Here is a 13,748-nt window from a genome sequence, read left to right on the forward strand (position 1 = left end):
CGTTTTTTGCTTAAAGTGTCATTTAAAAAGGGTAATGTTACGTGTTAAACCTCTATTTATATAAAAATCATTTTGATGAGTTATTTGTAGAAAATGAAAATATTGCTAACTGGCAAATTATTTGTCCTTCGCCACAGCGTTCAGACTTGTATCGCGATTATCTTATTCGTAAAGGACATGCAAAGAATAGTGAAACCATCACAGTTGCTAAGTTTCTATCGGATCATATTAGTTTAACTGATGAACAAACTAAACTCTCAAAGTCTGAACTCATGGTTGATCTTTGGACATTTTGGAAATCTGCCGTCAATGATGATTATGAGAAGTTTCACTTTTGTTTTGAGCTATTCACCGAAGTTCGCTCATTTGACTTAAGTGGCGCTCTTATCGAAGAGTTGAGCCAGTTGGCCACACTTGAAAAAGATTGTATTTCAGGTTTAATGAGATTTCATACATACCTTGAAACATTTCATATTGTTGATGAACAAAAGTCTTATCAATTAGTGAGTGAAAGCTTTAGGCCGCAAGAGGATGTGGGTTATATATTTATTGGTTTTGACCACCTTAATGCAAATCAGATTGATATGTTAAAAGGGATGGGGAAAGTGGCCAATGTTTTTGTCCCATTTGAAAAATCTGTTTTTAACCAATGTGATAATAAAATCTTTTGGCCAAATTGGATTGAGCTTGAACAAACAAAAGAGGTAGAAGAGTTAGAGGGGATATCTTGTGATTATATTTCAATCCCTTCCGGAAGAAGTGCTGAATATTTAAGTGATTTAATCTCAGGTGAAAAACAAATTTTAAGTTTTTCTAATGGTTTAGACTTAACTCAAGTGAACTCAATTCTTCTTGCGCAAAAAAGGTTTAAAACTGACTTTGCACTATTCTTTACTAGTGTTGATCAACTTACTTCAAAAGTTCAAGAACAGCTTAATCTAAACAAAGGTCATCTAAGGGCAGAGGAACTAATTACTTTCCTAGATAAGCTTGCTCTTTCTCATATGAATGAAAAGGGCTTTATGCTCTTTAAAACGATTCTAGCTTTCAAGAAAGAAGTGATTAGCTTTAGCGAGAAGGCGACAGTGAATGAAAATATTTATAACGCTGACTTGAAGCTTTTAAAAGAAGTTCTAGGCTTAAATCTTCCAAGAACATCTGTCGTTAATATTTCAATGACTGATACCGGTACAATCGGAACAAGGGACAATTTATTAACTTTTGAGAATGCTGAGCAACAATACCTTTATATTTCTAAAGATGACTTAGGTGCCTTAAGTTCTTCTCAAAGATTTTCAAATGACGTTCTTGTTATTTTTAGTGCGTTTGGCCCACTACAAAGTAAGAACCTTGATATTGTAATTTTAAGAAATCAGCTTAGACGATTTATCAATAGTGGTGGAAATCTAATATTAGAAGAAGGCTTAACTCATGGGAGCTCGATAGCGGAAAACTTATTTGAGGGTGTTGCATTAAACCCGGAACATATGGACGGAAGTGAAAGAAAGAGTTTTGAAACGATCTATGGCAAAAAAGCTACTATCCCTGAAAAACTATCACCATCTTTTATTCAGACATATATTGATTGTCCAAAAAAGTGGCATCTAAAGTACGCACAACGTGTTGATCTCGATGTCTCTTCGTCAGCTTTTATTGATCGTCGCTACATTGGGACAATTAATCACAGTGTTATCGAGTCATATCTAGAACTACACAGTCATTATGATCGAGGAATACTTAAGGAGTTAATTTCTAATACCTTTAAACGATTTATTGATGAGAAGTCACTACTTCCTGAAAAAATTGATATTGAAAGCTTAAAGCTCTCTGTTGAATCTTACTGCAGTGGAATTATTTATAAACTACTAGAAATTAAAAATGAGACAAATGTAGAGTTCTTCTTTGAAAGAGATATCTCAAAAGTAAACGAAAGCTATAAGGGGTCCATCGACTTAGTGATTAAAGATGGAAGTGATTATTATATTTATGACTTCAAGACATCAGGTGGAGCGGTTCCATCAAAAACAGATATTAATGAATTCAGAAAGATTCAGCTTCTTGCCTATTTTGAAGCATGGGGAGTGGAACACCATTTGAAAGGTGGAGGTTACCTCTGTCTGGAAAATTTAAAGGATTCAATATTTGTAGGTGAAGAAAAGTTTTTTAATGAGTTTCATTCAAGAACAAATAGAATAGAGAATTATAAGAAAGAAGAGTTCAACGAGTTTATGAGTGAAACAATGGTTTCAATGAGAGGGGCGGAGTCATGGCCGGCAACTCCTCAAAACTCTAGTATATGTACCTTCTGTGTTGCAAATCCAATTTGTGCAAAAGGTGGAGATAAGTAATGGCCATTCAATTAAATTCAGAACAAGAAAAAGCAGTCATGCATAATGGTGGTGTACTTCTTAATGCTGGAGCAGGATCGGGAAAGACTAGAGTTATTATTGAACACTTAGCTTATTTAATTGAGAAGAAATATGATGCTCTTTTTGAAGCAGGCAATACTGATATTTTAGGACAACTTAAGTCATACCTTTCTAAAATAGTGGTGATGACGTTTACAAAAGAAGCGGCCGGAGAGTTACAGTCTCGTATGTTTGATCGTTTTTCAAATGTAGATGATATCACAAAGAAGAAAATAATTGATGAAGCACTTGAGTCACTTGGGATTTCAACTATTCACAGTTTTTGTCTAAAGTTAATTAAACGTGGTTATATTTTTGGTGCACCTGCAAACCTTGATATTGTTGATCGTTTCAAAATCAATGTGAAAATTGAAGAGCTAACCAAACAGTGGTTCGCTCGTAATTTGAAAGAACAAAAGATTGAGATTTTCTTAAAGAATATCGATGCCCTAATCAGTTCGATGCAATTTGTTTTCGCTAGTCCTGAGCTAAGGTATGAATGGTCTAGTATCGATGTAAATGATGTCTCGTTCAATGAAAGTGAGTATTTCGATAATATATTAGGTTTACTTGGTTGTAACGAAGTCTTCAATAATCACTATTCAAGCGATACATACTCTGATGAGCATAGCAAGAAAGCTTGGTGGAAACACCTTAGTGCGTCTGAATCTTTTTTCTTGTCTAAAAATTATAGCTGGGAAAATATAAAACGTTTTTGTGAAATCTATAAGTCTAACAAACCTCGAAAATCGAAGGGAATACCTTTAGAGGTTGGAGAGCTTATTGATCAATGTAACTCTCTATTGAAGTTCTATGATAAGGAATCTGAAAACTACGATGCTTTCTTTGAAAATAAAGAAATATATCGTGAGTGGCTAACTCTATATAAAGAGTTATTTAATTATATTGAAGAGCATTATTATAATTATCCTGGTTTTGATTTTTCGGATATTGAATACTTAACACTTAAGTCATTAGAAGAGAGCGAAGAGTCACGTAGGCTATGCCAAGAAAACTTTGATTATATTATTGTCGACGAGTATCAGGATACCTCTCCAGGCCAGTATCAAATTATTAAACATGTTATTGGTGAAAATTTTAATCGCTTAATGTGTGTTGGAGATAGAAAACAGGCCATCTATGGATTTAGAGGTGGGGAAATTGCTGTTTTTAATCAAACGGAAAAAGTTATTCCTCAAAATCTTTATATGTCTAATAACTATCGATCTGAAGAAGCTGTTGTAAATTTTAATAACCAGTTCTTTGAAACGATTTTTTGCCTAGGGGAAAAGTATCAAGGTCATGATCAGTATAGTGTAAAAGTGGATTATCAAAACTTTCCAGATGTAAAAGAAGCAGGGCTTGGAACTGTAAAAGGTCACAAGGTAAATTTAGAGCTTGAATTAGAAAAGAAGTCTTCCACTGTATATGACAATATTGAAGCTGCAGCAATTTGTGAGCTAATTAAACGAAAGCAGAGTGAAAACCCTAGTGAAGAGATATGTATTTTGTATCGTACTCTTGCACCCTCAAAACAGCTGATCTCTAATCTTATGTCGGCTTCAATCCCATTCGTGGCCCAAGTTAAAATTCCATATGGTGAAGACCCTCTTGTTATTATTTTTAAGGCCTTTGTGAATTTCTTAATTGAAGGTGTTAAAGAAGGTGCTGACGAAAAGAGGCTTCAGGCAATAGCTCGATACTATAATTTTATTATTGAAGGTGTTTGTAGCCACTACTATGAATCATACCAAAGTGTAGATGTACCAAATTTAATAAAGATGAAAGATACTTATCTCAATAGTAATATTGAATATGCATTTTGGTCATTTGTATTTGATCTAGGTCTATCAAGTTCTGCTTACAAGAATAATTCCGAAAAAATAAATGGAATTATTGGAGGAGCCAAGGGTGATATTGATCAAATATATAAAATTCTTAAATCTTTAGAAAAGGACTCTTACAGTGCGAGCTTTTCTTATCTTTCTCAACCGAAAGTGAGAATTATGACGACTCACGCTTCTAAGGGATTAGAGTTCGATACGATCATCTTAGGTGGTATTCACACAAATGGACGTACTGTTGTGGATAAATCAAAGTTTGGTGCACTACCTGGAGCATTGTCTTGGAGTGCTGATATCAATAGTAAAAAGTTGAATTCATCACCTAATCTGATTTTAGAGAAGTTAATAAAGAAGCAAAAAGAGTTCTCTGAATCGAAAAGACTCTTCTACGTTGCCTGTACAAGGGCCGTCGAAAATATTGAATATTTCGATATTAGTATTAATGGTGATGATGTTAAGCATTCGGATAATAGTTGGATTGTCCCACTTAGAAATTATCAAATGAAGGCAGTTTCTCTTGATAGCTTTGAGTTAGAGTATAAAGTTGCTGAAGCAACGCGACCACCAATTTACTTTATGGATCCTTTAGGAGTTAAGAATATTGAAAACAAAGTGGATATCGGTCTAATTTCTGAGCTTTCAGTTACGAAATTATCAGAACTAGCTCTTTGCTCTAGAAAATTCTACTTAAATCAGGTTTTAAAATTAGAGGATGATCTCAAAGAGTTTGCAAAAGAAAAAGAAATTGAGCTACCACATATTCAAGGTATTTCAGATGTTGATCGTGGAAATCGACTTCACTTTCTTGTTGAAAATTTAATTAAAGGGCGTGATTTAAAATTTAATAATACTGATGAGGTTGAAATTGTCGGTTGGGTAGGTGATGAGATTAAAAAATCATCCCACGATAAAATTTTAAGTGAACACCAAATTAAATTTTCTTTCTTTGGCCAGATGATCACTGGAATTATTGATGGACTCCTTTATCAAAATGGTCAGGTAATAGAAATTTGGGACTTTAAGTCAGGTTTAATTGATGATGATAAGTTACGATCATACTTCTTCCAGTTAAAGACATATGCGCTTGGTCTGGTATTAGTTGGTGAGCAAGTTACTGAAAAAATTAAGTTAAAGGTTCTCGCTCTCGATCAAAAACGTGTGATCGAGGAAGAAGTTTCAGTGGCCGGCCTTGAAGTTGACTTATTTGCGACATGGCGAAACCTTACTGACTTAGTCGGAAAAAGGATTCCACACTGTTCATCATGCACGTATGGAAATTTATGCCACCAATAAGCGACTTAAATTGTAGTTAACATCTTATGTTAAAATAATCTCTGTAAATCCAACTATTTGAAAGGCAGGACGCTAAAATGATTAGGATGATCTTTGTATTATTTTTAACTTTTATGACGATTAAAACTTTCGCAGCAGAAAGTGATCTCTACAATTTTTCATGGCTAGATAAAGATAAAGAAATTTACGTACTTCAAAATCGTAAATTCAAAAAACAGCAACGCTTCTTTGTGAGTGGGGGCTTTGGTAAGACCCTTTCTGGTGCATTCGTTGACTCAACATCAATGCAGTTAAGAGCTGGTTATTTTTTTAGTGAAGAACTTGGTGCCGAATTTATCTATTCTTCAAATTCAGGTGAAGAAAATGATACGGCCGCTTCAGTTAGAAATAGTAACGGTGGAGGAAGTGGTTCCATTCCATTTAGAAGAATTGTAAATGACTATATTGGTGTTATGGCAACTTGGGCACCTTTCTATTCTAAAATTAATACATTCAACACTATTTTATATGTCGATTGGATCTTTGGTCTAGGTTTCGCAAAACTTAACGAAACAAATAACGGTCCAGAGGTTAGGGCCGGATCTCCAAACCCTGGTCTAACGATTGACGAGTCTCACACAGGACTAATGTGGGATGTTTCAACTAAGTTCTATATTAATCAATCTTGGAGTATTAGAGCAGATATAAACGGAATCCTATATCAAGCAGCACCTGCGAGGGAATCTGGTTCAGAGAGTGATCAATTATATTCAAATATTGATCTTACTTTCGCTGTTCAGTTTGACTTATAAAGGAAGCTATTGTGTTTAAGAAAGCGCTTATAACATTTCTAATATTGGGTCAGGCTTACGCTCTTGAGTCAATATGGACTGATTTAACGAAATCAAAGAATCGTATTACTCGTTATCCAAATATCATTAAGCAATTAATTGATAAAGAGATGTATCACACAGCAGTACCTTATGTGAAAGAGTACTTGGTCACATACAAAGGAAGAACGAATAAGAATTTCGAATATCTTTTTGAGCAAGTTGTATCAAAGGTAGGGGATAGACAGTTTATCCTGTTACCGGAGAGCTATCTTAAGAATATTGATTCTCCAACACTAAAGTACTTACTTGCAAAAAAACAACTTAAGAGAAGAAAGTATAAAGAAGCATTACAAACATTAAATGGAACAATCCCATCGGCACACCCGGTTAAACCATTTGCCTTACACCTTGAAGGTGTAGCGTTTACGATGCTAAGAAGTTTTAAAGCAGCAGTCGGTGCATTTGAAAATTGTATTGATCAATCAACAAGTAGTAATGATGAAGTTCGCGCAAGGCAACTACAAATTAATCAAGACTACTGCTTGGCCGGTATTGCTCGAGTAAAGTATGAGCAAAGAAATCTAGAAGCTTCAGAACTTGCCTTTATTGATATTGATAAAAGATCATATATATGGCCTGAATTACTAATTGAAGAGGCTTGGAATAGTTATTACAAGGGAGACTATAACAGGACTCTTGGTAAGCTTGTAACATACAAAGCTCCTGTTCTTAGTTATGTTGTAAATCCTGAGATTAATGTTTTAAAAGCGCTTAGTTATTATAAATTATGTCTTTATGATGATATGTCCAATATCATTGATGATCACTACAAAGAATTTGATAAGTCTAAGCAAGTTATTGATAGGATGCTTGCTAGGAAAAACTCACTTGAGTGGTACTTCAAATTTATCAATAGTTATGTTGATGGAAAGAAGTATTACGATTCATTAACGAATAAACTTCTTGAGAACGTAAGAAAAGATCCAGCATTCATCCAGCTTTATAAGAGTTATAAAGATGGGCTTAGAGAAATTAAATCAATTAAAAAAGTTAGAAATAGAAGACTGAGAAAGATTCTTGCAATCAACCTAAAAGATTCACTGTTTTTACAGCAGAAGCTTATCGGGTCATATGTAAAGAAGGTTTTTAAGTTAACTTCTGCTCAGTTAGAAAAGTCATTTGTTGGTTTGAGTTACTTAAGACTCGAAGCTTTAAATGCAAGAAAAGCGCGTTTATATAGTGGAATTACAGATACGGGTGCAAGGGGTGACATTAAGTACCTTAAGAGAAACTCAAAACAATACTTTTGGTCATTCAATGGTGAGTTTTGGGCCGATGAATTAGGTGATTATGTATTTGCTCTTCGATCGGAGTGTCAGAAATGATTAAGGTTTTATTATTTGCAACTCTTATAAGTTTTAATTCTTTTGGTATCAAACTTAATACCAAAAGAGATCGTATTGTTTCAGTAATCGATATGGAGCTTAAAGAGCTTGTACGTATGAAACGATATTCAAAAAATGATACAATGCTCGATTTACGTATGGCCGAGCTAAACTTAGAAAAAGGGCGTATCATTCGTGAACAAGAGAATGAAAACTTCTTTAATTTAGACATTAAGGATAAGAAGCGTATTGATCGCAAGAAGTTCTTTGCTGAATCTAGCTCATACTATAATCGCGCGCAACAAATTGGTCTTGCAATCTTAAAAAAGAGACCAAATGCAAAGGCCCGCTCACATATCTACTATATCCTTGCCTATAATGAACTTGAGAATGTTCAAATGGATCGTGCAAAGTCATTATTTGTTAAGTCCGTTAAGTCGGCGCCAAAGAATGACCTAATTGGTGTAAAATCACGTCTTGCACTAGGTGATATCTACTATCGAGAAGGGGACTTTAATAAGTCTAAGAGATACTACGATACTGTCATCTATAAAATTAAAGATGATAAATGGTATACAAAGTACTTATACAACCTAGCTTGGTCAAACTTTAGAGTAGGAAAGAAGAATACTGCGATTAAGCAGATGAAAGAAGTTCACAGCCTATCTAAGAGTCCAAAGTATATTGATAAGAAAGATATGGCCGGACGTGATGTAGGTTATTTCTATGCTGATAAAGGCGACACAAAAAGAGCTCTTCAGTTTTATCAGAATGAGAAAGGCACACCTGAGAAAAACTTCTATGATATGGGAATGTTTCTTCTTGATAAACAAAAGTACTCACAAGCCGCTGGCATGTTTAAGTCTGCCTTTAATGGAAAGAATGAAGAATATAAGGCGAAGTCTTTAGTTCAACTTCTACAAATTTACGATAAGTATAATAATAACAAGAACTTTCTTGTTTTCGCTCGAACAATTACTAAAACAAAACTGAATCCCGAACAAAGAAAAGAAGCACTTTTTTATGTAACAAAGAGGGCAGCTCATCTTCAAAAAGAATTAGGGATGTCACACAATAAAAAACGTCCAAAAGTTATGAGGTTTAAAGGGCGTATTGCAGCAGAACTCTACTTCATTTCTCAGGAAGTTGACCCTAGCTTAAGTGAGAGAGCACTCTTCTACGCAGGTGAGTCTTACTATGCAGCAGCTGAGTATAAGCAAGCACTCTTTATGTATGACAAGGTTATTTCTTCGGATAAGACGGATAATGTATACTTTAAACGTTCTCTGGCAGGTATGATTGTCGTACTAAATGATAAGAAAACATCTGCATCAATTAGATCAAAGTACTTTGAAAAAGTTTTTTCAATATATATTAAGCATGAAGACTCAAAGGTAAAAAAGAATAAGGCCGTTGAAAAACTATTCTCTTATTATGTCGATGAACAAAAAGACGCGAAGAAGGCGCAGAACTTATTCTTTGTTTATGCCAAGGAAAATCCAAGAGCAATTTCAAAGAATGAGGCAATGATTGGCCGAATTGTTGACCTACATAAGTCTCAAAAGAATAAATCAGAGCTTATGGGCTTTGTTGGTGAATTAAAGTCAACAGGGATCCCTCTTAGAAGAGGCTTTATTACTCATTTAAATAAAATTATTCTTGTTGCCCAATTCTCAGATATTCAAAAGGCTAACCAAAAGGGTGATAAGGTAACGGCATTAAAAGGTTACTTGTTTATCTATAAAGATAAAGAAAGTACTGCCGAGGCCAAAAGAAATGCTGCTTATAATATTGCGGTTTTATTCTATGAATCAGGTAATGTGGATCTTATGTCTAAATGGTTAGATCGTGCAATTGATGAAATGCTTGTTTCTGAAATTACGAAGTTCTACGAATCATTTAATAGTATTATTAGTGAATTGTTTTTAAGACAAAGAGTTGATGCTGGTATGGGCCTAACTCAGAAATTATTATCGAAAACATGTTCGATTAGAGATAAGAATAAAGAAGGCCTGCTTAAGAACTACATCGTCATGGGACTTGCTACTCGAAAAGATAGTGCTGCTGTTAGCTTTGTTGATGAACAATCTAAGTGTCGATTCAAGAATTCAACTTTGTTAGCATCATATGAGCAAATCTTTGATTACTATATTGATTTTAAATTACTTAGTAAGGCCGATACGATATATCGCCAACGTTTAAGTGCTTATACAAAGAGTCTATATAAGAAGTCGGAGTATGTAGGGAAACTTTCGAAGCTTTCGAGATCACAGAAGAATAACTCACGTTATGCAGGAGAGCTTAGCTATATCTACCGTAAAGTGAAAAAGAAGAAGAGTCTAGCAATTGAAACAATTGATGAAGTCGCACTGATGGAAGTTGATAAGCTAGAAAATGAAGTTAATAACTTTAATTCTATCTCACTTAGTTTTCCAGAGAGTAAGTTTAATAACACGATGAAGTTAAAGTTTAATCGCTTAGATCGTATTCAAGGAAAGGTCGCAGGAATCGTAGCAATGGGATCTGGTGAGGCAATGGTTAAGAGTTACTCTCTTTTAATTAACTCTTTTGATCAATTCTCATCTGATGTTGGTACTTTTTCACCTACAGGTAAGTCTGCTGAATATGTGAAGTCTTTTAAGGCAAGTATGGCCAATGTTTCAGCAAATCTCGCAACTAAGTCACGTCAGTTAAAAAGAGAATTAGATAACCTAATTAATAAGAACGACGTTCTAACACAAAATTTTGGGACGTTGTCGCGACAAGGTCTGGGTCTTCCAACGATGACAGGGCCTGTCTTAATGGATAAGAGGGGGAATCGTTAATGAAGTATTTAGCTATTCTTTCAATGCTACTAATGGTTTCTTGTGCTTCTTCGAAGAAGGGGACAACTCAGCAACTAGAAGATGGTGAGCAGATCGAAAACCTAACAAATGCTGATTTTAAACCAAAGAGTCAAATTCGCTATAATGCAGAAGCTGATTATCATTTAATTAATGACCTAGTTGATGATGTTCTAGAAGATGAGTCTCTGGACAAGGTTAAGTTAGATAAACTAGAAAAAATCGATTCTAAGAAAACGGGACTAGTTGGTCTTTGTTATATGGGAAATACGAAAGAAGGACTAGCTCAACTTGATCAAATGTACGAGAAGTACAAGGCCAATCCATCTTATTGGAATCAACAAGGTATCTGTTCTTATAAGTCTGGCAATAAGAGACTTGCAAAAGTGTACTTTAATAAAGCGGTTGCTTTAGATGATAAGTATATTCCAGCAATTAATAATATTGGTGTCGTCTATGTAGATGAAGATAAGGATGCCAAGGCCATTGCAGCCTTTAAGCAAGTTCTTATTCTAAAAAAGAATAATAAGACGGCAATGTTTAATCTTGCCAATATCTACATTAGATATGGACTGTATTCAAAGTCGATCTCACTACTTAAGCGTCTATACTCAGTGAATAAGAATGATCGTGATGTTATTAACTCGTTAGTATATTCATATTTATTTGATGCTAAACCAAAGTATGCTTATACAATTCTTAAGGAAATGAATTCGGATTATATTGATATTCCAAGTCTTAAAATTGCTCTTTACTACTCTTTGAAGCAATTAAAGAGTGCACATGCAATTACAATACAAAGTGATTTAGATAGTACTGATATGAATGCTAAGGATAAGGCCTTCTATCAACAAGTTAGGAAGATGTAATGATGAAAGTATTAATGTCTGCCATTTTATTACTATTTGCTACTCATGCTTATGGACAAAAGTCTGTTAAGGAAAAAGTAGTTTATAAATATAAGAAGTTTGAACAATTTAATCTTGAAGAGATTAGTGTTGATGGAGAACTTGGAGCGCCAGGCGAGATCACTGTGTCGAGTCGCTACCTTCGTCAATTTAAAAATAAATTACCTTCAAAACCAAATTTTCATCTCGAAATGATGAAAGGTTTGGATCGTATACGCTAGGGAGTAGAAGTGGATCAAGGAAGATCGTTTTATTTAAAAGGTAAAAAAGATATTCGTCTACCTCAGAAGAATCGTATTATTTTAGGAGCAAGTGACTCTTGTGATGTGCGTATGAGAGGTGCTGGGATTGATGATATTCATTGTCTAATTGAATTTGCTGACAAGGTATCAATCTATAGTATGTCTTCTTCAAAACCAGTATTAGTTAATGGTGAAGAAATTGTTACAACTGAACTTAAGGGTGGGGAGTCTATTACAATTGGTAATTACTCATTCACTTTTGATTCGACTGCTCAACTCCCACCACAACAACTAATTCACCCACAAGAGGTTGTGAAGAACTTACCAAAGCAACCTAAGTTTAATGATGAGAGAATAAAAAAAGATGAAGAGTATCAAGTAAATTATCCTCTAAGTATTGATGATAATGTGAAATTCTCTGAGTATATATTTGAAGAACCAGATGAGATTTATCCTATCTTTAAATATAGTATTGATAAGGAAGCAGCTGAAGTCATTATTCTATTTAATGGGAAAATCGTTTCACTAGATTATATCCCTCACAAAGATGGGAAGTTTTTTTTAGTTGGTTCAAATGCTCGTGGGAATGATATCGAATTCCCATACCTAGGCAAGAAGGATAAAGTTGAACTTCTAGATATTAGAAAGAATGATGTTGCAGTTGGAACTATTCCTGGATTTGAACATCGTACATTCTTAAATAATAAAAACGCTAAAAGCTCACTTCGTCGTGATGATATCCATATTTTTGAAAAGGATAACTTAAAGGTTTTCATTAGAGGAACTGAAGCTCCTCCAATCGTTAAAACGGCTCCGATCTTTAGACGTGATAAAGAATTAAGAAAATATCTTATTTTCTGTCTTCTTTTCTTTATCGTTTTTGCAGCTGGAATGCTAAATTTTAAAGTTGATAAAGAAATCGAAAAAGAGAAGGTTCCTGAAAGAATCGCAAAAATTCTTTATCGACCAAAACAGCTTCGTGTCACTAAGAAGAAGAATGTTGTTAAAAATGAAGTTAAAAAGAAAGTTGAAAAGAAAGCACCAATTAAGCAGGCCGTCTCTAATGTTGAGAAGCCAAAGAAGGTGACAAAGAGCAAGGGTGATCCAAGACAAAAGTCTACGTCCACTCCTAAAAAAGGGAAGGCAAGACAAGGGAAGCCAAATGATAAACAAGTTGTTAGGCAAAAGAAAAAGAAAGCATCTAAGCCTGCACGTACAACAAATAAGAAAACAACAGTGAAGAAATTGGCGACAAATAGAAAAAGTCGCGGGAAAGTTGATGTCTACAAATCAACATCTTTTACATCTTCAATGAACTCTCTTATGGCCAAAGGTGGTGCTCTAAATTCTTTTAAAGCTGGCTCTGGTGCAAGTGAAAGTTTTGCAGATGATAACTCTGCATTATCAACTGGAGATTCTGCACAAGTTCAAAAAGCAGATGTTAAGGCAGAGGTTGGATCACTAAGTAGTAAGACGAGTGGAAAACTTTCATCATCGTTTGGAACAGATGGACTTGTTCAGAAGAAACAAGTTTATATTGCAGGTGTACCATATCGTGAGGTAATTTTAGGTTCTATGGATCGAAATGATATCATGAGAATTCTTATGGAAAACGTTCCACAGTTTAGATACTGCTACCAAAAAGAACTTGATGTACAACAAAAAGGTATCTCAGGAGTTCTTGGAATGGAGTTTGTTATCGGTGCCTCAGGGAACGTGACAAAAGCAAGTGTTGCCAAAGCTGATCGCGGTGTTCCGCCAAGTGTTAAAAATTGTGTTGTAAATCACTTAAAAACGATTCAATTCCCACGACCAAAAGGTGGGGCCGAAGTTGGTGTTCACGTACCACTTAACTTAAATTCAAGCGCTTACTAAATTCATCAAAAAACACTAACGCCCCTTGTTGTAAAATAAGGGGCATATTTTCAATAATTTAATGAATCCATTGTCATTATCACGAGTAAATGTTCAATCATTGTGTTGTGAATGCTACTATCTGATGGGAAAACATAC

The 13,748-nt window shown here is 34.6% G+C and carries 8 protein-coding genes; all 8 read left to right on the forward strand.

All coding sequences use genetic code 11. The features are described from left to right. Positions 1 to 41: 41 nt before the first annotated feature. The 8 genes from ABMA78_RS06220 (at position 42) to ABMA78_RS06255 (ending at position 13,610) form a co-directional block, all read left to right on the forward strand. Positions 42 to 2,348 (forward strand): PD-(D/E)XK nuclease family protein, encoded by a 2,307-nt coding sequence (locus ABMA78_RS06220; protein WP_392858081.1) that lies wholly within the window; start codon positions 42 to 44, stop codon positions 2,346 to 2,348. Further along, positions 2,348 to 5,545: a UvrD-helicase domain-containing protein gene (locus ABMA78_RS06225; protein WP_392858084.1), complete on the forward strand. Its 3,198-nt coding sequence runs from the start codon at positions 2,348 to 2,350 to the stop codon at positions 5,543 to 5,545. The genes ABMA78_RS06220 and ABMA78_RS06225 overlap by 1 nt, the downstream gene beginning before the upstream one ends. 77 nt (positions 5,546 to 5,622) lie before the next feature. Then, positions 5,623 to 6,336 carry an outer membrane beta-barrel domain-containing protein gene (locus tag ABMA78_RS06230; protein ID WP_392858087.1) on the forward strand — a complete coding sequence of 238 codons (714 nt, stop codon included), beginning with the start codon at positions 5,623 to 5,625 and terminating at the stop codon, positions 6,334 to 6,336. Positions 6,337 to 6,347: 11 nt separating this feature from the next. Continuing rightward, the gene (locus tag ABMA78_RS06235) at positions 6,348 to 7,742 is read left to right on the forward strand and encodes a hypothetical protein (protein ID WP_392858090.1); all 1,395 of its coding nucleotides are present in this window, start codon (positions 6,348 to 6,350) and stop codon (positions 7,740 to 7,742) included. Continuing rightward, positions 7,739 to 10,567, forward strand: a complete 2,829-nt coding sequence (locus ABMA78_RS06240) for a hypothetical protein (RefSeq protein WP_392858091.1) — start codon at positions 7,739 to 7,741, stop codon at positions 10,565 to 10,567. Before ABMA78_RS06235 ends, ABMA78_RS06240 begins: the two co-directional genes overlap by 4 nt. Continuing rightward, entirely contained in the window at positions 10,567 to 11,454 is an 888-nt protein-coding gene (locus ABMA78_RS06245; RefSeq protein WP_392858092.1) for a tetratricopeptide repeat protein, read from the forward strand. Before ABMA78_RS06240 ends, ABMA78_RS06245 begins: the two co-directional genes overlap by 1 nt. Next, positions 11,454 to 11,714 carry a hypothetical protein gene (locus tag ABMA78_RS06250; RefSeq protein ID WP_392858094.1) on the forward strand — a complete coding sequence of 87 codons (261 nt, stop codon included), beginning with the start codon at positions 11,454 to 11,456 and terminating at the stop codon, positions 11,712 to 11,714. The genes ABMA78_RS06245 and ABMA78_RS06250 overlap by 1 nt, the downstream gene beginning before the upstream one ends. Before the next feature lie 9 nt (positions 11,715 to 11,723). Beyond that, on the forward strand, positions 11,724 to 13,610 hold the full coding sequence (locus ABMA78_RS06255; RefSeq protein WP_392858097.1) for an AgmX/PglI C-terminal domain-containing protein: 1,887 nt from the start codon (positions 11,724 to 11,726) through the stop codon (positions 13,608 to 13,610). Positions 13,611 to 13,748 lie beyond the last annotated feature (138 nt).

This window comes from Halobacteriovorax sp. RZ-2 (assembly GCF_043196685.1).
Lineage (GTDB): Bacteria > Bdellovibrionota > Bacteriovoracia > Bacteriovoracales > Bacteriovoracaceae > Halobacteriovorax_A.